Here is a 23,691-nt window from a genome sequence, read left to right as displayed (position 1 = left end):
GAAAAAAATCTTTAGCATGATCGCTCTCGCTGTCGCGGCTTCACTGGTGTTCTCGGGGATCACCCCGGTGGAACGAGCCGAGGCCGCGACCTCAGTTTCACGCCTCTCGGGAAGCGACCGTTACGCAACGGCGGTGCAAATCTCGAAGTCCGGTTTCAAGCCCGGAGTTCCCGTCGTCTACATCGCTACCGGTGCCGACTATCCGGATGCGTTGAGCGCAGCTTCAGCCGCAGCAAGCCAGGGCGGTCCGCTGCTCTTGGTCGCGAAGACCTCGATCCCGAGCGTCGTCGCCAAAGAACTGGCACGTCTCAAGCCGGGCCGCATCATTGTTGTGGGCGGCACTGGCGCCATCAGCAACGGTGTCGTTTCGTCGCTGAAGAAGATCTCTCCCGTGAAACGAATTTCCGGCTCCGATCGCTACGCAACTTCCCTCGCGATCGCCAAAGATGCCTTCAGCACGAGCGACATCGTGTACCTCGCGACGGGACGCGATTTTCCCGATGCGCTGTCGGCCGCCGCCGCCGCCGGCTCTCAATCGGCACCCGTCGTGCTGATTGACGGCAAGTCATCCTCGGTGCGCTCAAGCGTGACGTCGTTCATTTCTTCACTCGGCGCCTCGCGTGCGATCGTGGTCGGGGGCACCGGCGCAGTGAGCTCCGCAATTGAGAAGAAGCTCAAGTCGCTGTCGGCTATCTCGAAAGTGACGCGGCTCTCGGGCTCGGATCGATACTCCACTTCCGTGGCCGTCAACAAAGCATCCTTCCCCTCCGCAACGAAGGCCTACATCGCAACCGGGTCGAGCTATCCGGATGCCCTCGCGGGCGCAGCCCTAGCAGGATCAGTTGGCGCGCCCCTCTACGTAGTGCCGCGTACCTGCCTCCCCGGCACAACCGTTCGCAGCATCGCAGACATCAACCCGTCAAAAGTGACGCTGCTCGGCGGCACCGGCGCGCTGTCTTCCTCCTTGAACTCCCTCGTCGCCTGTTCACCGGATGCTGGCTACCCCCGCTTGCTGACAGTGAAAGCCGTTCCGGCTGGCGAGAATCAGATCAAGGTCAGCTGGACGGGCCAAGGTCGCGCAACGAAGGTTGCCGTCATCGCGGGTTCAGAAGGAAGCCTGAGCAGCCATCAGTTCAAGTCGGCGTGGTTTCCCCCAGGAACAACGTCGATCACGTTGACTGTTCCTGAAAATCTTCGCGGCGAGCTCGGCACCGGTTCCGGCAACCCGATTTTTGTGAAGGTCGCAACGTACAACTCGTTGACGGCAAGCGATTCCGCACCGATTACCGCGAGCGTCTCCAAGTCGTATCGCCTCTCCCTCGCGGGCACCTATACCTACGCCGGGCACACGCCGACCACAAAGACGGTGCGGGTTGCCGAGTGGAACGTCAATAGCGTTGCGGGATCTAACGGAATCTCGGGCTACACCTGGAAGGACCGACGCAAGAAAGTCGCAGCCGGAATCGCTCTGGCTAATGCCGACGTGGTTGCGGTCGTCGAAGCCACTACCGCCGAGTCGTGGTCTGGATCGGGTAAGACTCAGTGGGAAGACCTTGAAGGGCTTCTGGCGTCATCCACTTACGGCTCGTACGACATCGCGTATGACAATGTCGGACCAGCGGGCACAAACACCACCAAGGGCGCCCACCTGTTCTTCAAGCCGGGCTCCGTCACGCTCGAACATTCTGGGGCTACATCGCTGAAGTCCATAACGTCGGGGTGGCCATCGGGCCTCACTGACCGCTATTTCGCGTGGGCAACGTTCACTCAGAAAAGCAACGGAAAATCGTTCGTCGCGGCGGCCGTGCACCTTCCACCGGGCAACGCCTACAAGTCGCTGAGGCTGACGGCAATCAAAGCCGTCGATGCGTTTCTCGAAGCTGAGGGTGGCGGCATTCCTATCGTCTTGATGGGTGACCTGAACTCGAGCTTTGCTGAGACACCGACGGGGCCGCAGACAGCGCTGGTGGATGCCGGCTACTACGACGCGAGCGCCGCGCCGAGCCGCAGCAACAACCGGTACAGCACCGCGAACCTCACCAACCAAATCGACAACAAGTCCAAGCCCGGGTATCCCTTCACGCCCTATAAGTACAAGTACGCGGCGCCGCGCATTGACTACATCTTCGTCAAGCACGCGCCCGGAGCCACGAAGTACGTGAATCAGATCGTGCTGAGCGGGTCGAAATTCACGACCAGCGTTCAGGGCTCTGACCACAACCTTCAATGGGCTGAGATCGGCATCCGTTAGCGCGCCTGAGGAATCTGCAACAGACTCGTAACGAGCCGGTGGTCACTGCCGCTTTCGTAGCGGGAGTCATCGACGATCTCGTACTTGGGCACGCTCACGGTGTCTGACGCGAAAATATGGTCGAGTTTGGGCGATGTTCCGTAGTTGAGGTCGCCCTCCGTCAGAGTGCTGAGGTCGCTGTTCGTGGACTTCGCTGCACTGTATTCGACGGCTCCGTATCCGGCTGCCGTGAGCGCGCTGATAGGAGTGTCGAGAGCACGACCTACGTACGAATTGAAGTCACCGGTGAGCACCGCGGGAAGGTCGGTGTAGTTGTTGTCGAGCCAGTCGATAATCGCCTGCGTCTGCTCAAGCCGAATGCTGTCTTTCTCCGCGCCAACCCCGTTGGTGAGGTGCGTGTTCACCACGATAAAGGAGGTGCCGGTGTCGCGGTCTTTCAGTATTTGCCAGATACCGGCGCGCGTCGTGTCATCCGCCAACTGCGGGAGGGTAATGATGCCGTATTTTCCGGGTGCGTATTTCTTCGCGTTGTACAGCAGCCGGGTGCCGAGAAATCCTGCTTTGGATGCTGTGAGCGCCGGCTTCGTCAACGAAAGGAGATCGCTGAGTTGCGTAGCGTCTGCTTTGCTAGAGAGAGTGTTGGTGGTGGCTTCTTGGAGCCCCACGACGTCAAGCTTGGCGGCGTTAATGTTGCTCGCGATCTTTGTACGCCGGGAACTCCACGGGTTGTTGGTTGATGCGTCGTAGCGGATGCTCAACACGTTGTAACTGCCCACGGCGACGCCAAGTGTAGGAACGTTTTCTGGGGTGATCAGCACCGCTGCCGAGGCTGAACTAGTTTCTTCTCCATTGATGGAGCGCACCCGCGCGTACATCGCTTCGTCGCTTGCCACGTTGTTCAGCGAGAGCCGAGTGAGTGGTGCCGGTATTTCAAACGACTTCACGTCGTCACTAAAGTCAGGGGTTCGCGATGTGTCCACGCGGTAGAGCTGCGCGTTCGCGCTAGAAACCCACTCCAGAGTGGCGCCCGCGGCTGAGCTTTCGACTGCTGCGAGCCCATAGGGGCGTGTCGGCTGAGTGTTTTGTTGCACGCTCGCGCTCGGCTCAGAGACAAGGTCGCCGTTGATCGCTTCGACGCTGTAGCTATAGTTGAGGCCGATCTCCTTCTGAGGAATATCGTCGATCGTCAGCGAGGTCGCGGCGCCATCACCCATGATGGTGCGGGCGTCTCCCCCGCTGGGCAGCTGGGTAATTCGATAGCCGGTCGCCCACTCCACCGGATCCCAGCTCACGGTGACACTCGTGGTGGAGACGGCCTCGGAGGTGACGTTTTCGGGCATCGCCACCTCGCGACGAGGCGTACTGACGAGAACGGGAGTTGGGGCCACCCCGCCGATTCCGGCACCGTTGAGTGCTCGCACTTGGATGTAATAGTCGGTACCGTTACGGAGCTCGCTAAGGGTGGCGTTGGTCGTGCCGACTTCTCGGCTCTGCACGATTGTGGTCATGCTGGGGTCAGAGGCGACCTGAAGCGTGTACTTAGACGCGTTAGCAACCGGGTTCCACGTCAGGGCGATCTCTTCGTAGTCTGCTTTCGCGTCAATCGTCTGGAGGGGTGCAGGCGATGTGACCAGCAGAATGCCGACGGCGAGCAGCACGAGGCTCACTGCCGCGATGAGGGCTTGGGTGGCGGGGGCGAGCGCGTGTCGTCTCCGGGGCATGGCGCTCGGGCCGCCGGCGTCGGGATGCGCCGTGACTGGATGATTCATTCTGTAGTGAGACTAATGCCTTCGTCGATAGCGGTGGACTGCTACTGAACGTATTTGAGCGCTTCGGTGACAAAGTGCGACGCGTAGTCGTTGTCGTCGAAATCGCCCAGGTAGTAGCTCTTGAGTTCGTGCCGCACGTGCTGCAGCGAGTCCGCACCAAGCAGCCCTTCGATTGCGTCGTCGAGCCCGCTGAGGTCTGCCCCGATCAGATAGGCCGCTTTACCGATGGGAAACTCGTCGATAAAGGCATCCTCGGTCTCGCTCATCATGCTGATCGCGAAGGGTTTTCCAGAGAAGAGAAAGTCGGGCACGACGCTCGAGATATCGGAGATCAGCGCATCCGAGGCGTTGAAGCATTCGATCATCGTCAGGATACGTTCGGCGTACTCTCCGTACAGATGCTTGCGACCGGTGGCGGCCGCATCCGAGGCGAGAAGGGTCGCGATTCGTTGCGACTGCGCGTGATTGTTCTTGTCGAGGTGAGTGTAGGGATGCGACCGGTAGATCACTGTGCAGCCGCGCTGAAGGAGAGCAGCCACGATCTCGTAGCCGTTCGGCAGCGAGGTGTAGTTCGAGTCAGCGTTGTGGCCAGCCCAGGTAGGCGCGTACAAAACCACCGGCGATTGTGGGTCAGCATCGGGGCGAGCCCCAACCTGAACGCTCTCGACTTGGGGGCGCCCCACGATGGCGAAGAAATCGGTGGGGGTGGATACGCCGTGGGCGGCGAAACGATCGATAGCGGCCCGCCCCGCCACGAAGTTCTTGTCGAACATTCGGAATACGGGGTTGTGACTTGGAGCTTTGTCACTGTCGCCGTGGTTGAGCTGTATGTGGGTGATTCCCGGGAATCGCACGAAGTGCGAATTGCGGATGCCGTTGTTCACATAGAAGGCCGCTTTGAGGCTGGGCACCACCATCGCGTCTTGATCGACGAGTGTCTTGCGCAGGAGGACCGGTGCAGAGGTGAGGGCGCACACAGCATCGAAGGTGTGCTGATTGCGCACGATGACGAAGTAGCGCTTGTTTAGCCGTTCGAGGTAGGGCAACCACATCGAGAGTTGGTACTCGGTACCGGAAGGGGCATCCCAGTGCACGACAAAGGCGGGTTCGTACTCCGTCAGCACTTGCGTAATCGAACGGTCGGCAATGCGGCGGCCGCGGATTCTGATGATGCCGTCGAGGATGACGACGGCTGACGGAATAGCGCCAAGGAACAGCACCACCAGTGACACCCAAGCACTGACGTGGAGTAGAGCGAGAGCACCGAAAATGACGAGCAGCGCGGAGTTCACGTAGAAGATTTTGGAGGCGCGGAACAGCCCGTAGTTGCGTACGGATAGCCCCGGCACATGGGCCGCATAGGGAATGGCACCGTCGACGATTCGACGGACCGTCACTTCTCCCGCGATGAGCATGCTGAGCAACGCGACGGATGCCCACGTTACCCACGCACTGGACGGATCGTTGTAAACGAGGCCGATACTTATCGCGAGTACCGCGCGGGACAGCGTGAAGCGACCAGTCGGGCGGGTGCGGTTTCCGGGGTGTGCAGCCTGGGTGATCTCGGGAATCAGCGCGATAAAAAGCGCGATAGCCCCGACTCCGAGAGCCCACCCCACCGGAACCCCAGCAAGAGCGAGTGTGAGGCCCGCGATCGCGAGAGCGTTGGCGGCCAGTTCATGCGCCGCTGCGTCGACTATGCGTTTAGCGAGCGATCCACGGTCAGCCGTAGCGACCTCAATCGTGTTGATGCTCATCTAGTAAAACCCTCTTGCTTTCCTGCAGTACGCGCCCCTCGCGTGATTGCACTGAGCCTGCCTCATTCTACCCGCGCGGTTTTGGATTCACTGCGAATGTGCCGGTGCTCGAGCCGCTAAGCCGGCGGATTTGGAACGTCAATTATAGAAACGTCTCGGGTCTTCGGCTGACGAAGCGCAAAGACAACTAGCCGTTGCTACTCTTGGTCGCCGCCCTTTGGTTCCGCATTGCCCGCAAGATCGAGCATCCTAAGAGCCAGCCGCTCAGTGGCGTGCCCATCGTCCAAAGGATTGAAGGTCGATCTGAAGTCCGCGAGCTTCTTACGCCATTCCGCGGAAGGAACACGCATATCGAGTATTGCTTCCCGTAGATCGTCGAAAGTCTCGGCTTGAGGCCCCGGAGTCGTCGAGTCGTATTCCAGCAGCCCCGGGAGTTGCTGGAAATACCTCTCTTTGTCTGGGACGAAGAAAACCATAGGCTTCCCCGTAACTGAGTAATCGAACCGAATCGACGAGTAGTCGAATAGTCCGATGTCTGACGCTTCGATCAGTACGTTGATGTCCGGATGCCCGGTGACATCCAGGACCGCCTCGTCATCTTGTGTGCTGTTGTCGAACCGGTAATGCGCCGCATGCCCGCGAACCATAATCACGTACTCGTCGCCCAGAGCCCTCTGCAGTCGAACGGGGTCGAATAGCTTCACCATCTGCGACGCCCACGGCGAAGCGGCCTCGTAGTCACGCCACGTGGGTGCATACAGTACTGCGATTTTGTCGGGCTCAATTCCGAGCGATGCGCGTGCACCTTCACGACGCGAGTGCGATATCCCAGCGAGCCGGTCATTCCGGGGGTGGCCCACGGTTAGCACCTCGACGTCGAGGGGAAAGTTCTCACGATAGAGCCGTCCAGCGATCTCGTTGGGTGCGACCAGCAAATCCCACGCTTGTCGGCGAGCAAGGTTCTGTTCGATTTCGAGTTCACTGACTCTCATCGCGTTCCAACGGGAAAGCCCCATCGATTTAAACGGATGCCCGTGGTAGGTCTGAACCACTACTTGCCCCGGACGCTTTGTGAAGAACGCCGGAAGCTCGTGGTTGATGCACACAAATTGAACGCTGGAGATGACTTCGAACCACTCGGCGCTCTCGATAAGAATGGGGGTTGAATCGGCAGGGACGGGCACTGAGAAGTCTGACACGCCCCAATATTGGGGTATCTCTGGGCGGTTTTCGCGCACCCACCTAAATAGCTCCAGCTGACTATCGTTCGCGGCTTCTCCACGTAAGCACTCGTAGTAAAAACCCGGGACGATTCCCGCTGAATCTTCTGTCATGTAACGATCGATCGCGGCTTGCTTATTGCTTCTCGATAGCTCGGCCGCCTTTTGAGGAGGCCGGACGCTAACAAAGCAGTCGCCACGATCAGAGAGATAGAGTTCCAACCTCATAGCGGCAGATTGTGTCTCAACCGGCATCGCCTCAAAAAGGGTCCCGCTCAGCGTGATGCGAAGGCCCTCCCCGGGCGCACCAACTCCAGCAAGCATGACCTTGTAATACCCAGTCGGCAATGCTCCGTGACTCGTGTATCCCCATCGATCGATAGTGAGATCGATCTCGGCTCGGAACCGGCTGCCGTGATTTGTGCTGATCCGCACCGGGACGGTTTCAATACTTTGTCCGACAAGACTGAGTTGCAGAACTTCAGGCCCGCCGTCAATTAGTTCCCCCTCAAGCACCAACTTTCCTGCAAAATCGACGCCGAAAGAGTGTAGTTCGCAGCGAACAGGGCGGGTATCGAGCACTAGTTGGGCCGACTTCGTCGAACGTGCGGTGAACTCATCGCCCTCACCGGCAGTTGTCTGCAACTCCCACGCCGATGCGTGAACATTCCGGCGATGGCCTGTTTCCGTTTCCAAACTAACGAGCCATTGGTTCGATGAACTACCGACTGCACTCGCCGGAAACCGAGGTCTCGTCGCGCGCCATTCGTTTTCTCCCGCCCTCGTCATAGGCGATTCAATACGGCCCCCTCCTACGTTCGTCAGAACCAGAGTTCGAGGAACGTGAGATCCGTAATTTCGCCGAACTCCGATTTCGGCGAGTCCGTCGGCAGCAGAGATTCCAGCTACTCCGAACGGTCTTCTCGCTAACGTTACCTGGAGGCCAGAAGCCCACTTCCACGAGAGCAGCGCATAAAAACCATCCGCGAATGAACTAGTTCTAAGTTGCGATGCTGAAGAATTCCGAGCCCGTTTGGTGAGAGGGCCGGAGCGTTGAATCTCGCCATCACGCACACGAACCAACACGTCCCAGCTCGAAAGCGGGCCGGACCCCGAAGCCATCGCGCTGGCAAGCTCCGAAATTTCGAACTCGGCCTCGAAACCAGCTTCATCGTTCGAGATCCAACGATGGCGCGACTCTACGGAGGCCCATTCGCTTCGAACGCGTACGAGGTCGGCAGTGAGGAGACGACCCGTCTCGGTGTTCACGAGCATGACTTGCAGCTCATTATCCTCGGTGGGAGGAAGATTCATGATGTAAGCCCAGCCGGTCAGGCGCAGGCGAGTAGCGGACACCCAGCTCACCGTTCGCAGAGTCGCTGAAAGTTTTAGTTGCCCAGCGCTTAGCTCTAGCGCCTCTCTAGGTAGCTCGATCGGCAGGGCTTTGAAAAACGGAAGTTCGAGACGCGGGGTACCCCCATCGCGCAGAACTGGTAATTCACGTATCTCTAGGCCCTTATTGAGCAGAAAACGATCCACATGTGACTTGCTGCCGACTAGCGAAAGATAAACGAGGACGCGATTCTGAGCCGAAACGTTAGGGACGCCAATTACCTGTGCTTCGTCGACCACTGAACGAATCATCGACAGGATTGCCTCATAAACTTGCGCATCGGAACGCAACGACTGCCGGAGATAGCCGGGGAAATGAAACTCGAGAAGCGTCCACAGCCAAGCCCCATAAACTCCGGGGCTTGCGATATTACGAAGGGATTGCGCCGTAAGCTCGATCGCAGTTTTCCGAGCATTCACGTTTTGTACGGTGTACATCGATTGGCTCAGCGAGCTCCCATCACTACGTTCGAGCCAGGTGTATGTCACGCTGTCTAAGACGTCGATCGAATTCGCTAGACAATAGGCCTGAGTCACAACAGGCTGGTCTTCGAATAGCACTCCCTCACGGAAGATGAGCCCCTTCCGTTTCCAGAACGAAGCTCTATAGACCTTCCCTGGGGTGTAGAAATTCCTCAGCACTTCGGGGTATTCGTCGAGCTGAATGCCAATCTGGGCCTTGTGGTGAACGAGCTGGGCCCACAGTGGCTTAAACCTTCGCCCAGAGCTCAATCGCTCAAGAGCTCCCACGGCTATATCGGATCCTGAGCCCCTCAGGGAACTCATTAACTGTTCGAAAGCCTGCTGCGGGATCGTGTCGTCAGAATCGACAAAAGTCAAAAACGCTCCGCGAGAGCGCCGCACCCCAGTGTTGCGAGCGCCACCAAGCCCGCGGTTGGATTGCCGAATGATTCGGACACGCCTGTCTTTCCTCGAATACTCGCGGGCGACTGTCAGCGACCCATCCTTCGAGCCATCATCGATCACGAGAATCTCGAGATTCTCGTAGGTCTGATTGATAAGGCTGTCTAGGCAATCAGCTAGATAAAGCTCAGTGTTGTACATCGGAACAATGACACTAAGGAGTGTAGATTCGGCCTCCCTGCCTCTCCGCGGCAGAGTTCTGAATGCTCGCGAGGCCATCGCGCGAGCTTTAGAACTCAACCTCGATTGAACAGGCTTTTTTGATGCAAAAAAAAGCAATGGTTTTTCCCCGATTCCCCTTGGCTTCTTCCACCCGCAGCGCGAGGGCCCCACAACTCGAGCTCAGAGCCGCTTTAGCTTTTGTGCGTTGTGAAGAAACCCACACCCAACGGTCATTATCCGCAACGCGCGACAATCAGACTAGCGTTCGTCGCGCGCCCGAGGGCCACGGCGCGCGCTGATTGGCTGGCCCGTGGGACCGCCTAGCATCACGACTGTTCGGGAAACCGGGACCGACACCGGCTCGAACAGCCAGCCCTTTGGTGTTCCGCTGAACGCACTCGAACGCATCTGCGTCTTGTGTTGTTCTCAGCTGATGCGATCTACTCGCACGCTGTGTGTGGCTACCCCGCTCATCCGACAACGACCGCAACGTGTCGTTAGTCCGCTGCGCGAGGGCCTCTAGCGCTGTCCGCGAAAGCGCACCCACCGCGCACTCAGCGACCGCGCAATGCGGTGCTCCACGGGCTTTCCCATATAGTCCAAGACATCCTGTTACTTGGCAAGGCGTTTTTTCAACTCTTTCGTCTTCGCTTCGAGTCGATGAATCGTCTTCTCCAGCGCGGCAAGAAAGGTGTCGGGAAGCCGTTGGTTGAGCGCGTCGAGATCAGCTTCTTCGTAGGCCTTGCCGATATCGACGGACCCACCGCGGTACTCCTGAAAAGGAACGGAGTGATATCGCGCCAGTTCCAGGGTTCGCGAATCATGCGCAAGCAACGTCGCTGGCGTAGCCGCTTGCAGCGCTGCCATCGTGCCGTGCACACCATTGAAGGAGGTGCGCCTCAGCAGTAACCTGCGCGATGAGTGAGACGTCGTTGTACTCGAGAAGCGCCGATTAGAGAAACTCGCTGACGCCCTTCACAGCTTTGCCTAAACGTATGAGGATTCATTTCATCACGATGAGTTCTAGACGTTTGTTTGAGTGAGTACGACGAGCCCATCTTTCTGCTTCCGCTGTCGGTTTTGATCATTCAAGCTCAATCGCCAGGCTGCTTGTTTTCCGACAGCGATGGGCGCTCAGCCGCGCGGATATCTAGGCGCTGTGACGCCGCACGTTGATTACTTGGCCGGTGAGATCGCCTAAGAGCACGTCGATCGAGGCGTTTGCGACCTGCATGGGCTCGAGCAGGGAACCCTCTGGTTCCTCGCCGAACGCATCAAGGCGCATTTGCGTTTTCGTTCGCTCCGGGTTGATGCAGTTGACCCGTACTCCGTAGTCGGTCCACTCCTCCGACAATGACTGAGTCAAGTTGACTGTCGCTGCCTTCGTTGCGGAATACATGCCGTAGTTGGCACGACCTCGGGTGTAAGAGCTCGAAGTGAAGAACAGGAGCTGTCCGCTGGTCTCGCGAAGGTATTTCAGGGACTCCTGCGCGATGATCACCGGGCCAAGCAGGTTCACATCGAGGATGTTGCGAACCTGTTCCGGAGAGAATTGCTCGAGGCTGCCCAACTCGAGAACACCCGCGGTGTTCACCACGTAGTCGATGCGGCCGGATTCAGCATGTGCTGCAGCGAGAGCTGCGGCTACCGATTCGCGATCTTCTACAGCTGTGCCGGTAGTGGAGCGGCTCAAGGACACAACATTGACGCCGAAGCTCTCCGCCGCCTCGACGATTCCACGCCCGATACCGGCGCTGCCACCAAACACGACCATAGTCTTGCCTGACAATTGCTCTTCGCGCTCAGCAGCATCCAAAGAACTGTGATCAGCGGAACGCAACTGAAAGAGTTTGTCGGCAATGAAGATGTCGATGCCGGCTGTCACCTTCATGTTCTCTTCTTCACCGAGCACGACCGCGATGGGCACCTTCGGCGAATACTTCAACACCACAGAGCAGTCATCGCTGGCAGCAAACTCCGGATCGAGAACCGCTCGGTCATAGGCCTCGCGGATCGTCGACAGCAGGAAGCCCTGAGGAGTCTGGCCTCGGCGAAGGCGGTCACGCGGCGGAATCTTACGGATCTTGCGACCGCTCCCCGCAACCTTGATGATCGTGTCAGCAGACGGAATAGCTACGTCTACCGCTTTATAGGTGTCGAGTGCCTCGACACAATCCTTCAAGATGCGGTGGCTCACGAACGGGCGCACTGCATCGTGGAAGAGCACCTTCACCTCGTCGTCGTCGCCGAGGGCCTCGATCGCTTTACGCGACGTGTCGTTGCGAGTAGCGCCGCCGGCCAGAACACGAGTCAGCTTCGGGAACTCGCCCGACTCACGGATAGTTTCGACCGCTTCGAGGTGATCGGGTTCCATCATGATGATGATCTCATCGATCTCGGGCGAGCTGTGCACCGCCTCGAGAGTGTGTTGAAGGATTGTCTTCCCCGCGATGCGAGCCAGTTGTTTAGGCATTCCCAAACCTGCCCGCACTCCGATGCCACCGGCCAAAATAACCATGACCGTACGCAATTCTGATTCAGTCTTCACAACACACCCTCCACCCGTGCACGCCACAGACCCTGACGGCAGTCAGGGTTTGTACAACATCTCAAACCTTTACTGGCGGACTACCAAGTTCGCGCTGTCGAGGTATTGCCCGACACCCGAAACCATCGTTCGAACAATCGAAGCCACGTGTTCGGGCTGCATGATCGTCGATGGATCTTCATCCGGAGCGAGCGTCTTGCGCAAATCTGTGGCACAACGACCAGGAGACAACGACACAACGCGGGTTCCATAGATGGCCAACTCCTCGCGCAGCACGTCACTCATGTTGATGACCGCCGCCTTGGACGCCGAATAGGTTAGCCATCCAGCACGGCCAGTGATTCCCGCCGTCGACGCGATGTTTACGATCGCATCGAACTTGTTGCCGTGATGAAGGAGTTCTTGAATAACCGTGAATGGTGCGTAGACGTTCACCATGATCGTCTTCTCGAAGTCTTCGAACTCGACCTGCTGGAACGCAACCGGGTTGGTATAGCCCGCGTTATTGACGAGAATGTCGACCTTCGGATGCGCCGCGTTGATCTCTGCCATCGCTGCGATAATCTGCTGGCGATCCCCCAAGTCCACGTTGTACGTGTGGATTCTTACGCCACGGTCGTTTAACGTCTCGAGCCACTTTACGTTTTCAATAAAGTGATCGCTCTCGCGAGCCAACATAATGATGTCTGAGACCGTGGGCTCGTTCGTCAAGAACTCGCGCGCCGTTGCAAGGCCAATGCCCTTAGACGCTCCCGTGATCAGAACCGTTTTATTCATCAGCATCCTGCCTACTCCGCAACAACACATTCGCAATCTGGACATCGACAGGCCCTGTGACCTTGAGATTGCTCTCATCGCCATCGATGAAGTAAACGTCATGACCGGCCGCCGCAACGAGCGTTGCGTCTTCCGTATATTCAGACGCACGCTCTACAGCGAACTCGTGGCTGGCCTTCAGGTCTGCGCGCAAGAACTTTTGCGGCAACTGCACGTTGCGCAGGCCGTCGCGCTCGAGGTAACCCGTGACTCGCTTGGTCACGGGGTCAACCGGCGCCACTGTGAACGAGATCGGCGACATAAAGCTGCAGTTGTCGTACGGCGCTGCGATGAGCTCGGCGAAATCAGCGACTGTCACCATGGGGCGAGCGGACTCGTGAACGAGAACACGATCGTTGGTGCAGGCATCAACCATGCGGGCGACCGAGTTATGGCGAGAGGAGCCAGCCTCTACATAGGTCACCGTCGTGGTGATCGCGTAGTCGCGCACGATGGCTTTGACCTCGTCGAGCCAGCCACTGGGGTAGTTGAGAACGATCTGGTCGATCTCTGGCACTTCGTTGGCCGCAACCAACGAATAGACCAAGACAGGCATACCGTGAACCTTAAGGAACTGCTTGGGCGAATCGGCCCCAAGCCGCGCTCCAACACCTCCATTAAGGAGAATGAGACTGTACATACGGAATAACTCCTCTAACCCCACGACAGCACCCGCGACGGCGAGCCTGCGGATGAGTCTAACGTGAACGGACGGTGAACATACGGAAAAAGCGAAGCAAACGCGAGCATCTTTACACGTATTTGCCGGCCTCGTTAAGGAACACGTCGACGTAGCCCTCGGGCGCAAAATCGCCTAAGTAGTACTTCTTCCAATTGCGACGTTCTTCGAGCAACGAGTCATTTACAAGCAACTCATCGAGCACTTGTTCGATGTTGGAGCCATCGCGCGCAAGCAAGTAGGAAGCCTTAGCTAGAGGGAACTCCTCGACGAAGTCCTCTGAGGCAGCGATGGCCGCGATAGCGAATGGCTTCTCGGAGTAAAGGAAGTCAGGCACGATACTCGAGACATCTGAGATCAGAGCGTCGGAAATATTGAAACATTCCGTCGTCGATAGGTCTTTTTCGGCAGCGGGGCCCCATAAATGTTCGCGTCCCGACGCGGCTCGATCGGCAGCAAGCAGTTCCACGATGCGTTCTGCTTCCGCCGCGTGCGACGCGTTGACCGCTGTGTACGGGTGGGAGCGGAACACCACGCGAGCTCCGCGTTGAAGAAGAGCTTGAACTACCGCGACACCGATCGGCAACGACGAATAGTTCGAGTCGGCAAAATAGCCGGCCCAAGTGGGGGCGTACATCACAGTCTTGTGCCCGCTGCGATCGGTGGTCTCACCCGCAACGGCGATGTTCTCAACCTGCGGCCGCCCCACGATCGAGAACCACCCCGGAGCCGTCTCGATACCGGCACGGGCAAAGCGATCGATAGCCGCTTGGCCCGCCACAAAGTTCTTATCGAACATGCGGAGGACCGGGTTGAAGCTTGGAGCTTTATCGCTCTCACCGTGAAGGAGCTGAATGTGAGTGAGGTGGGTGTAGCGCGCCATGTGCACGTTACGTGCATTTGAATTGACGTAGAACACAGCTTTGAGAGTGGATGCGATCACGCCATCCATATCCGCGACGACGCTTCGTAGCAGCACTGGCGCCGTCGTGAGCTTGGAAGCCGCGATGAACGACGCTCGATTGCGAACCACGACGATGAATGGCTTATTCAACCGCTCAAGGTAGGGCAGCCACATCGCGAGTTGGTAGTCGGTCTTCGCCGGCGCGTCCCAGTGCACCGCGAACGTCGGGGCGACTGCCGCGAGAGCAGAAGGCAACTGGCGTTCCGCAATTCGGCGGCTTCGCACGCGAAGAATACCGTCCAAGAGAGAAATGCTCGTGGGCACCGCAGCGACAAGCGTGACCGCAATTCCGATCCACGGGTTCACTCCGAACCATGCCAATGCCGCGAGAATGAACATCGCGATAACGTTCACCAGAAAGATGAAGTTCACCCTAAAGAGCGGGTAGTTGCGTACTGAGACGCCAGGAAGATTTACACCATAGGGGATAGCGCCGGCGGCTACTTTGGCGCAATTGACCTCAGTACCGATTAAGAAACTCAAGATGCCGACGGATACCCACACGAGTAATTCATCACTCGTGCGCACGTAGGCGTAGCCGATAGCAATCAGGATCAACACACGAGACAGTACGAAGCGCCCTACGTATTGGCGCCATCCTTTGCCTTTGCGCAGCGCGGGCAATCCGAAAGCTACGATCACGGCAAAGGCGATGCCGGCGGCCGCGAGCGCCAGCCACAGCTCGATACCCAGCAGCAGCGACACAACGCTGAAGGAAGCGAGCGCATTCGCGACGAGTTCGAGACCATTCGCCTGCTCAAATCGCTTGGCAAATGAACCTCGATCATTCGCAGACGAGCGGGAGAATAGTTTCATTTCGTGGATTTTCTTAGTGATGTGGTGTGAACCAGAGAGACTGTTGCACAAAGAGTGCAAGCGAATAGCACCTTAACATGTTGCGCTCGGAGTGGCCCTGAATGGCTCACATCCGCTCCCCGCCCGGTATTGCTGCTGTGTGGTGGGCATCCGATACGCTAAAGGCACCGAACGTTCACTCAACGTTCCCCTTTTACGCCTCGTGGCGAGCGCGCTCGCCACCAATGATTCGGAAGTCTGTGACCACTCCACTCACCGCATCGCGCAGAAAGTTGCGGTTCGAGGCTCAGGGCAGCGGGCAGGCCGTCGACATTCGTTTTGATGGTCACCGCGTCTGGTCGACCGAGCTTGTCGCAACCGCCGACAGCCATAAGATCGCCCTGGATTGGCCCCCCGCATTGCGGCCCTACCTCAGCGGTACCACCAAGCTCGAGGTGGCGGACTCCGGCAGCGGCGAGATTCTCGCGAGCGGTGCTGTGCGGTTCGGGCTCAACTCGAAACCCGTCTCCGTGCGCGATGCGGAAGGCCGCCTGCTCAGCATCAACAAGTGGGGACGTCTGGGCGTCAGCGTCGCCGGGGTCGATACCTCGTTTCGCGAACGCCTGATCGCGCATACCCACGAGATCCTCGATCACCTCGCAGAGCTTGGCTACACGGCCTATATCACCGGCGGCACGCTCTTGGGCGCAGTGCGTGACGGCGACATCCTTCCCCACGACGACGACACCGACCTCGGCGTACTGCTCGACCACAGCGACCCTGCCGACATCTCGCTCGCCAGCTATCGGATGCAACGAGAGCTAGAAGAGCTGGGCTACGACGTCGTGCGCCACTCAACCGCGCACCTTCAACTCACCTACTTCACCGAAAACGGCAGCATCGACCACTACGTCGATATCTTCACCGCGTTCTATCGCAGCGCCGACGAGTTCTGCCAGCCGATCCATGTGCGCGGAAATCTGCCCATCGAGTCGCTTCTTCCTCTGGTGCCGATCGAGTTCGCGGGCATCAGCATGCCGGGGCCCGCCAACCCCGAAGCCTGGCTTGAGATTTGCTACGGTCCAGCGTGGAGCATCCCGAACCCCTCCTTCGCGTTTGTCACGCCAATGAACACGCGCCGACGGTTCGAGAACTGGTTCGGCTCGCAGAACACCAATCGCGTGTTTTGGGAATCGCGCCATACCGCTGGTTCCACTTCAGCTGCCGCGGATGCTCGCTCCCACCGACGCGAACTCGACACCGTGTTGGCCACCCTCCCTCCCGGCTCTTCGTTGGTCGACGTGGGAACAGGCGATGGTGCAGACGCCATCACGATCTCCAACGCTGGGCACCACGTCATCGGCTTTGACTACAGCTATAAAGCGCTGTCGCGCGCGCACGCACGTGCCGAAACAGAGGCGAAGAATTCCCACGCGGTCGAGTTCCGCTATCTCAACATTTACGACCGCCGAGACCTACTGACGTTCGGCGCCGAGCTCGTGACCCAAGGTACGAGCTGGCATTTCAACGCCACCAATGTGCTCGCCGGACTTACCAAGGAGGGACGAGCAAACTACTTCTTGTTCCTCAAACTCGTGATGAACCCCGACAGCCTCGCGATCGCCACCTTCGACACCAACTACTCGGTAACCCACTTTCGTGGAGACAATCCGCTCACGTGGCATTATCCGCTCGACTGGTTGCACTCTGAAATCGCGCCGCACGGGCTCACCGCAGAACTACTTCACACCGCAACACGGCGCACCGCTCACGGTCGCCGGCGAACCGCAACCGTCGTCATCCGACGATCGCATCCCAGCCACACTGAACCGGAGGCAGCATCATGGAACGCCTAATTGGACGCATCCTTAACAAGCTCGCGCCGCGCACCGCGAACACCATCAAGGTGCTCGTGCACTCCAGTGAAGACGCGGGCCTTGCCAGCCGGATCGTCAACTACGAAAAGGAAATCTCCGAGCTTCGTCAAGAAATCGACGAGCTTCGCAGCGACAGCGTGCGAGTAGCCGAGCTCTACGACCTCGTATTTGAACGCCTGCGCGAAAAGATCTAACGGCCAGCAGCCGGCACTCCCCCGCCACCGCCCAGCCCAGCAGCGCAGTCGCCACCCTGCCGCTAAGCCTGTGGCAACACCGGGCGCAGCTTGTTCTCGAACATGCTCAGCGCCGACGCAATCGCCATGTGCATGTCGAGGTACTGGTAAGTACCCAGCCGGCCACCGAAGAACACTCCGGCCTCGGCATCCGCGTGCTTGCGGTACTCCAAGAGGCGATCGCGATCCTCTGCCGTGTTCACCGGGTAGTACGGCTCATCTTCGCGCTCGGCAAACCGCGAGAACTCCCGCATAATGACGGTCTTCTCTGACTGATAGTTGCGTTCGGGGTGAAAATGACGGAACTCGTGGATGCGCGTGAACGGCACATCGGCATCCGCATAGTTCATGACGGGCGTGCCCTGGAAGTCTCCGACCTCGAGCACCTCCTGCTCGAAGTCGAGCGTGCGCCACGACAGCTCGCCCTCGGCAAAGTCGAAATAGCGATCGATCGGGCCCGTGTAGACAATCGGCACGTGACCGACCATCGAACTCTTGTTGATCGGCTGGCTCTCGTCAAAGAAGTCAGTGTCGAGACGCACCTCGATGTTGGGGTGATCGGCCATACGTTCGATCCACGCGGTGTAGCCGTCAACAGGCAAACCCTCGTAGGTGTCGTTGAAGTAGTGGTTGTCGTAGCTGTAACGAACAGGAAGTCGGCTAATCACTTCGGCCGGCAAGTCGGTCGGCGCCGTCTGCCACTGCTTCGCGGTGTAGTCGCGAATGAACGCCTCGTACAGCGGACGACCAATCAGCGAGATAGCCTTTTCTTCCAAGTTTTGTGGCTCAGCATCGCCCAGCTCCGACGCTTGCTCTGCCACCAGCGCGCGCGCAGCATCCGGCCCGAATGCTGCCCGGAAGAACTGGTTGATCGTGCCCAAATTGATGGGGAGAGGAAAGACCTCACCACCGTGGTTGGTGTACACCCGGTGCTGGTAGTCGGTGAACTGCGTGAACTTAGTCACGTAATCCCACACGTGCTTGTTCGAGGTGTGGAAGAGGTGCGCCCCGTAGCGGTGCACCTCGATGCCGGTCTCCGGCTCCACCTCGCTGTACGCGTTACCGCCAATGTGCGAGCGGCGATCGATGACAAGAACCTTGAGGCCCAACTCATTCGCGGCACGTTCGGCGATCGTGAGGCCGAAGAAGCCAGAACCAACTACGAGCAGATCAGGAGTCACAGTACAACCTTTATGAGTGGAAACCGCGGGCGATAAACCGACGGTAAGCGATACGACGAATCGCGACAGGAACCAGACGGTAACCTCCGCGCACAATCACATTACGAACATTCTGCAACGGGGTGGTGAACCCCAGCTTTCTAAACTCCCTTTGCAAACGCAACTCTGCCTTCAACTGGCCGAGCCCGCCCCGGCGTGTATACGCCCCCGCACTGACTCGATACATCAGCAAGGCTTCTTGCAAATTCTCCACGCGCGCGCCCGCATCAATCATGCGGGCGAACAACCAGTAATCCTCCATGAGGCCGACGTCGATGTAACCACCGGCAGCGGCCACGGCGGAACGGCGATACATGACCGTCGGATGATTGAACGGATCGTGAAAGCGCGAGTACCGGGCGATTTCTTCTTGACCCTGGGGCGGAATGCGCTTACCAATTACCGAGCCGTCGTCATCGGCGAACTCGAACATCGCGGTACCGACCAGATCGAGGCCGCCCGCGATCGCCGCCCGCTGTTTCTCAAATCGAGTGGGCAGCGATACGTCATCAGCATCCATGCGGGCCACCACATCGAAGGAGCACTCCGCGAGACCGGCATCGAGTGCTCGGGCCAAGCCGCGGTTCTTCTCCAGAACCAGCAACTTTGTTGGCACCGGAGACGATGCGATTAGCTGCATCATCGTCGCGCTCAACTCCGCAGAAATGGGACCATCTTGCACGACTACAACCTCAGCGGGCTGCAGCGTCTGATCATCGAGACAACTGCGAAAAGCGCGCTCTAAAAAGGCAGACTGATCGCCTGAATAGACAGGCAAGAGCAAAGAGAAGTCGCGTTCGTGATCGGCCATGCCTACCCCCGTGCTGCTTCAACGCGAGCAACGGCAGCTGCCACTGCGGGCAGGTCGGCGAAGTAGTCAGTATTCGACACCGGGCGCGTGCGCCCACCCTCAGCGAGGCCGCGACGTAACCCTGCCCAGAGAACCGGGCGCTGCTGCGAGCGCCGAATCGTGCGGATCCAGCGACGGATGCTCGAAGCACCGTACATCGCTTTCTCCCAAACCTTGAGGCCTCGCGAATGACGCATTAGCCACACCTTGTTGCGTACTTCAAAGAAGAATCGCTCACCGGGGTCAAGGTCGGTGGAGCCGAGGAGCTTTGTCTTGTGCACGACAACGCTGGCGGGCACGAAGATGCCGCGGCTGCTGCGCAAGAGTCGAGTAGAAAACTCGAAGTCGTCGTTCCAGATGAAATAGTCGGCTACAGGAAGCCCCCATTGGCGCACCGCGGCAGCAGAAACAAACATCGACACGAACGATGAGCTACGCACGGCGAGCGTTGATGCCGCCTGTGCTGCCGACTTTTCGGTCGCGCTCACGAATGGCTTTTCGCGCGGAGTGTTCATGGGGTGATCTTGACCATCAGTCCAGATCACGCGAGAGCCAGCAATCGTGACTTCAGGCTGAGCCTCGACAGCGGCAACCAGTTCGGCCGCGGCAGACGGGGTCGGAATTGTGTCGTCATCCATGAGCCAGAGCCACGTGGGGTCATGTGCTTCAAGAGCGTGCGCCATTCCGGCGGCGAAACCGCCCGCTCCCCCGGTATTGCGTTCGAGGGTGACCAGATCAACGGTAGGGAAGGATGCTCTGACAGCATCACCGGATCCGTCATCTGACGCGTTGTCGACGACAACAATGGCATCCAAGGTGCGTGATTGTGCGGCTAGGGCGGCCAACGCCTCCATGAGCAGTTCGCGCCGGTTGTACGCCACCACCACCGCGACTACACGGGAAACTTGCGGCATTTTCGGTATCTCTATCTCACTGTCGCGAAGGGAAGGGCAACACTCACCCTAGACGAGCGAAGCGCTCTGCACACGTTACAGGTCGGCGCTACCTCCTATAGATAGGATTACCGGGTGCAGCGCTTCAATTCATCTCCCGGAGGGCGTCAGTGACCTGGTGGGAGACCATCCCAGCTTTCGCGGTCATACTGACGGTTGGCATAGCGCCGGGGCTGTTGCTCTCGGCCATGCTCGGTCTGCGCGGAATAGCGTTGCTCGGCTCTGCCCCAGCGTTCTCCGTCACTACCGTGACTCTGGCGTCGATTGCCGCACCATTTTTCGGCGCCGCCTGGGGGCTCGCTCCCATCGCCGGCACCACAGTGGTGCTGCTCATCGTGATCGCGGTCTTCCGATTGCTCTGGCACCGGCTGCGCCCGCAACCCGCGTTTGCTCATCCCCCCGTTCGGCTTCTGACCTGGGCGGCTCTTGGCATCGGAGTGGCTGCCATCGCGATCACCGTGCGCTTCATCGTTGCGTTCGGCGAGCCCGAGAACATCTCGCAGACCTACGACAACATCTTTCACCTCAATGCCCTGAGGTACGTACTCGATAGCGGAAACGCGTCGTCGCTCACTCTCGGCGGATTTAACATCGAGAACCCGGCTGCGGGCACGTTCTATCCGGCAGGCTGGCATGCACTCACCGCGGCGAGCGCGAGCATCACCGGCGTCAGCATCCCCGTGGCGATCAACCTCACCTCCATTCTCATCGGTGCCGTGTATTGGCCTCTCGGCTGTGTCTTTCTCGTGCGCACGATTCTCGGACCGCGCGCGATCGCCATCGTCGGGGCGGGCGTTCTCTCGGCAGCATTCGGTGCATTCCCCTACGGCCTCGTTGACTTCGGCGTGCTGTATCCCTATTTACTCGGCGTCAGCCTGCTGCCCGCAGCGCTCGCCTACGCGGTGATCGCAACTCGCTTGAGCGACCAGCCAGAAATGCGCACATCGCGCGCCTGGTTCGCTCTGTTCGGTGTAGTTCCCGGAATCACACTCGCGCACCCCAGCGCCACCATGGCTTTTGTCGCCCTCAGCAGCATCCTTGTTGTCGTGGGAGCTCACCGCATGTACAAGCGACTCGTCGCTGCGCACGCGTCAACGCGTAAGATCCGCCTGCTGCTGGTCGGCACTGCGCTCGTGCTCGCCGCCTATCTCGGCGCCTGGCTCGTCGTTCGCGTCAGCGTCGTGTGGGAACCGATCAGAACGGTCGCTCAAGCCCTCGGTGAAGTTCTCACCAATGCAACTAACGGGTTGCCGATAGCGATCGTGGCGACGGCGCTCGTGATCGTTGGCGTTCTTCAGCTTCGGCAGCAGCCATTGCTGCGCTGGTTGATTCTCAACTTCAGCATCGTGGGCATTTTGTACATCGCTGCAGCAGCAATGCCGCACTCGCTGCTGCAGTCGCTGCTTGTCGGCACCTGGTACGGGGATAGTCACCGCTTGGGTTCACTTCTACCCATCGTGGCGCTTCCGCTGGCCACGCTCGGCCTCGTGCGCGTATACGACGCGATTCGCACGCGCGAACCCACGAAGGTCAGCGCCAACGTCGATGCACGTTCCCGGCAACGCTCACTCGCCATCACGGCCGTAGCGCTGCTGCTGCTGGCGACTCAGGGTTATTCGCTGCACGTGGCAACTCTCGAAGCTCGCAGCAACTACGTCATCACCGACGATCCTGACGACGAGGATTACGAGGCACCGCTGCTGACCGCCGACGAACTAGACGTTCTTGAGCACGTGGCTGAGTACGTTCCGAAGGATGCCGTCGTGGCCGGCAGCCCGTGGACCGGCGCCGGGCTCGTCTACGCCATCGCCGACCGCGAGGCCATGCTTCCCCACGTCGGAGGCTTCGACAGCGCCGAGTCTCGGCTCATCGGCGAGCGACTTCGCGACGCGGCTAGTTACACTAGCGTTTGCGATGCTCTCGCGACCCTCGAAGTGGGGTACGCATTAGATTTTGGCACTCGCGAAGTGCACGGCGAAGAACACAACTTCGACGGGCTCACCCGGCTGGCAACTTCACAGGCAGTAGAACCCCTGTATACGAGCGGCGACGTCGGACTGTATAAAATCACCGCGTGCGACTAACGGACAAAGGAAACCTATGGCGATGACCACCCTGCGAGTCGTCCTCGACGACATTGCTGCGCCCGCATCGCGCAATCTACGCCGCTATTCCGAAGAACTGGTCAAGCAGCTCATCGTTGGTGCACCACCCCACTGCGAAGTCACCGGAATCGTTTCCCACAACAGCAGCAGCGCGGAATACATTGAGCAGACATTCCCCGGTCTGGCAGAACTCAGCACTCTGCGCCTCGGCCACGACGCTCTCGTTCGCGCGTGGCAACACGGCGTCACCAGCATCCCGGCAACCCGGATGTCGGGAAAAGGTCTCGTACATTCCCCCAGCTTGTTTGCTCCACTCGCCCGCCATGACCGGGTCAACGACGTCGGCACGCAGACCGTCGTGACGATCCATGACCTGCTCGCGTGGACCAGCCCCGAGTCGCTCAGTAGTCGCCAGGTCGCGTGGAACAAAGCAATGGCCAAACGCGCTTATAAATATGCGGATGCCGTAGTCGTGACGTGCCACTCGGTCGCGAGCGAACTGAACGAGATCATGAATTTCGGCGATCGAGTGCGCGTCATTTCCGGCGCCGCCACCGGCCACCTCTCTCAGCCCTTCAACGCTGAAGCCCGCGCTCTCGCCCTCGAACTGCCCGAACGCTACATTCTGGCCACCGGCACTCTCGCGCCTCACACCGGCCTTGAGGCGCTGATCCAGGCGATGGCTCACCCCGATGCGCCCGACATCCCCCTTCTGATCTCCGGGCCTCCGGCCTGGGGCGAGCGCGATATTGCCCGCACCATCGCCGAAGCCGGGCTCAGCCCTGAGCGCGTGCGGCACTTGGGAGTGCTCGGCGACGAAGATCTTGCCGTTGCCCTCAACAACGCCACGATCTTCGCGTACCCCAGCATCGCGGAGGGCTTCAGCTTGCCCGTTCTCGAAGCGTTCTCACTCGGCACCCCGGTTGTGCACTCCGACACCCCCGCCGTTGTCGAGCTGAGCGGAGATGCCGCCATTGCGGTCCCCCGCAACTCACCAGAGACCTACCCCGAACGACTCGCGCAGACTCTCGCCGATGTCGCCGACGATGCCGAACTCGAACGTCAACTCAGCGTCAGGGGCCTCGACCGCTCCCGCATTTTCACTTGGCAGGCCGCGGCCGACAAAGTGTGGCAGTTACACGCTGATCTGTAGATTTTGCGGCTGACCGCAACCTC

Annotated in this window: 16 protein-coding genes; 5 read left to right on the top strand and 11 right to left on the bottom strand. The window is 59.2% G+C overall.

The features are described from left to right. Positions 1–16: 16 nt before the first annotated feature. A complete protein-coding gene (locus I6E58_RS05260; protein ID WP_197131132.1) occupies positions 17–2,251 on the top strand; it encodes a cell wall-binding repeat-containing protein in 2,235 nt (744 codons plus the stop codon). On the opposite strand, the gene I6E58_RS05255 is transcribed toward I6E58_RS05260, so the two are convergent. From I6E58_RS05255 to I6E58_RS05220, 8 genes are all read right to left on the bottom strand, one after another. Then, on the bottom strand, positions 2,248–4,020 hold the full coding sequence (locus I6E58_RS05255) for a fibronectin type III domain-containing protein (protein ID WP_197131129.1): 1,773 nt from the start codon (positions 4,018–4,020) through the stop codon (positions 2,248–2,250). The two genes, I6E58_RS05260 and I6E58_RS05255, sit on opposite strands and share 4 nt — an antisense overlap. Positions 4,021–4,061: 41 nt before the next feature. Further along, the gene (locus I6E58_RS05250) at positions 4,062–5,777 is read right to left on the bottom strand and encodes a CDP-glycerol glycerophosphotransferase family protein (protein WP_197131126.1); all 1,716 of its coding nucleotides are present in this window, start codon (positions 5,775–5,777) and stop codon (positions 4,062–4,064) included. Positions 5,778–5,974: 197 nt separating this feature from the next. Further along, complete coding sequence (locus tag I6E58_RS05245) at positions 5,975–9,532, bottom strand: CDP-glycerol glycerophosphotransferase family protein (protein ID WP_255531461.1); 3,558 nt, start codon at positions 9,530–9,532, stop codon at positions 5,975–5,977. A gap of 555 nt (positions 9,533–10,087) precedes the next feature. Beyond that, complete coding sequence (locus tag I6E58_RS05240; protein ID WP_197131122.1) at positions 10,088–10,342, bottom strand: hypothetical protein; 255 nt, start codon at positions 10,340–10,342, stop codon at positions 10,088–10,090. Positions 10,343–10,625: 283 nt separating this feature from the next. Next, the gene (locus tag I6E58_RS05235) at positions 10,626–12,023 is read right to left on the bottom strand and encodes a bifunctional cytidylyltransferase/SDR family oxidoreductase (protein ID WP_307841988.1); all 1,398 of its coding nucleotides are present in this window, start codon (positions 12,021–12,023) and stop codon (positions 10,626–10,628) included. A 69-nt stretch (positions 12,024–12,092) separates the two neighbouring features. Beyond that, on the bottom strand, positions 12,093–12,800 hold the full coding sequence (locus I6E58_RS05230) for an SDR family oxidoreductase (RefSeq protein ID WP_197131120.1): 708 nt from the start codon (positions 12,798–12,800) through the stop codon (positions 12,093–12,095). Next, positions 12,793–13,479, bottom strand: a complete 687-nt coding sequence (locus I6E58_RS05225) for a 2-C-methyl-D-erythritol 4-phosphate cytidylyltransferase (RefSeq protein WP_197131118.1) — start codon at positions 13,477–13,479, stop codon at positions 12,793–12,795. Before I6E58_RS05225 ends, I6E58_RS05230 begins: the two co-directional genes overlap by 8 nt. Before the next feature lie 112 nt (positions 13,480–13,591). After that, positions 13,592–15,298 (bottom strand): CDP-glycerol glycerophosphotransferase family protein, encoded by a 1,707-nt coding sequence (locus I6E58_RS05220; RefSeq protein WP_197131116.1) that lies wholly within the window; start codon positions 15,296–15,298, stop codon positions 13,592–13,594. Between the two features lie 239 nt (positions 15,299–15,537). On the opposite strand from I6E58_RS05220, the gene I6E58_RS05215 reads away from it, so the two are divergent. Further along, positions 15,538–17,133: a LicD family protein gene (locus I6E58_RS05215; protein ID WP_197131114.1), complete on the top strand. Its 1,596-nt coding sequence runs from the start codon at positions 15,538–15,540 to the stop codon at positions 17,131–17,133. Then, positions 17,121–17,348, top strand: a complete 228-nt coding sequence (locus I6E58_RS05210; RefSeq protein WP_197131112.1) for a DUF6752 domain-containing protein — start codon at positions 17,121–17,123, stop codon at positions 17,346–17,348. Before I6E58_RS05215 ends, I6E58_RS05210 begins: the two co-directional genes overlap by 13 nt. A gap of 62 nt (positions 17,349–17,410) precedes the next feature. Here I6E58_RS05210 and glf read toward each other — a convergent pair whose 3' ends face one another. From glf to I6E58_RS05195, 3 genes are read right to left on the bottom strand one after another with little or no spacing between them, the layout of a single operon-like run. Further along, entirely contained in the window at positions 17,411–18,568 is a 1,158-nt protein-coding gene (gene glf / locus I6E58_RS05205; protein WP_197131110.1) for a UDP-galactopyranose mutase, read from the bottom strand. Between the two features lie 10 nt (positions 18,569–18,578). Further along, complete coding sequence (locus I6E58_RS05200; protein WP_197131107.1) at positions 18,579–19,418, bottom strand: glycosyltransferase; 840 nt, start codon at positions 19,416–19,418, stop codon at positions 18,579–18,581. A 2-nt stretch (positions 19,419–19,420) separates the two neighbouring features. Beyond that, positions 19,421–20,371, bottom strand: a complete 951-nt coding sequence (locus I6E58_RS05195; protein ID WP_197131105.1) for a glycosyltransferase — start codon at positions 20,369–20,371, stop codon at positions 19,421–19,423. Between the two features lie 149 nt (positions 20,372–20,520). Between I6E58_RS05195 and I6E58_RS05190 the strand changes: the two genes are divergently transcribed. Then, positions 20,521–22,494 carry a DUF6541 family protein gene (locus I6E58_RS05190; protein ID WP_197131103.1) on the top strand — a complete coding sequence of 658 codons (1,974 nt, stop codon included), beginning with the start codon at positions 20,521–20,523 and terminating at the stop codon, positions 22,492–22,494. Positions 22,495–22,516: 22 nt separating this feature from the next. Next, positions 22,517–23,668 (top strand): glycosyltransferase family 1 protein, encoded by a 1,152-nt coding sequence (locus I6E58_RS05185; RefSeq protein ID WP_129071965.1) that lies wholly within the window; start codon positions 22,517–22,519, stop codon positions 23,666–23,668. Positions 23,669–23,691 lie beyond the last annotated feature (23 nt).

The sequence above is a fragment of the Salinibacterium sp. SWN1162 genome (assembly GCF_015864675.1).
In the GTDB taxonomy this organism is placed as follows: Bacteria; Actinomycetota; Actinomycetes; order Actinomycetales; family Microbacteriaceae; genus Rhodoglobus.
This window is presented reverse-complemented; position numbering and strand designations above follow the sequence as displayed.

Excerpts from the sequence above, each read along its gene's own strand:
- I6E58_RS05260 (WP_197131132.1), top strand. The coding sequence starts at position 17 with ATGATCGCTCTCGCTGTCGCGGCTTCACTGGTGTTCTCGGGGATCACC.
- I6E58_RS05255 (WP_197131129.1), bottom strand. The coding sequence starts at position 4,020 with ATGAATCATCCAGTCACGGCGCATCCCGACGCCGGCGGCCCGAGCGCC.
- I6E58_RS05250 (WP_197131126.1), bottom strand. The coding sequence starts at position 5,777 with ATGAGCATCAACACGATTGAGGTCGCTACGGCTGACCGTGGATCGCTC.
- I6E58_RS05245 (WP_255531461.1), bottom strand. The coding sequence starts at position 9,532 with ATGGCCTCGCGAGCATTCAGAACTCTGCCGCGGAGAGGCAGGGAGGCC.
- I6E58_RS05240 (WP_197131122.1), bottom strand. The coding sequence starts at position 10,342 with ATGGCAGCGCTGCAAGCGGCTACGCCAGCGACGTTGCTTGCGCATGAT.
- I6E58_RS05230 (WP_197131120.1), bottom strand. The coding sequence starts at position 12,800 with ATGAATAAAACGGTTCTGATCACGGGAGCGTCTAAGGGCATTGGCCTT.
- I6E58_RS05225 (WP_197131118.1), bottom strand. The coding sequence starts at position 13,479 with ATGTACAGTCTCATTCTCCTTAATGGAGGTGTTGGAGCGCGGCTTGGG.
- I6E58_RS05220 (WP_197131116.1), bottom strand. The coding sequence starts at position 15,298 with ATGAAACTATTCTCCCGCTCGTCTGCGAATGATCGAGGTTCATTTGCC.
- I6E58_RS05210 (WP_197131112.1), top strand. The coding sequence starts at position 17,121 with ATGGAACGCCTAATTGGACGCATCCTTAACAAGCTCGCGCCGCGCACC.
- I6E58_RS05200 (WP_197131107.1), bottom strand. The coding sequence starts at position 19,418 with ATGGCCGATCACGAACGCGACTTCTCTTTGCTCTTGCCTGTCTATTCA.
- I6E58_RS05195 (WP_197131105.1), bottom strand. The coding sequence starts at position 20,371 with ATGCCGCAAGTTTCCCGTGTAGTCGCGGTGGTGGTGGCGTACAACCGG.
- I6E58_RS05185 (WP_129071965.1), top strand. The coding sequence starts at position 22,517 with ATGACCACCCTGCGAGTCGTCCTCGACGACATTGCTGCGCCCGCATCG.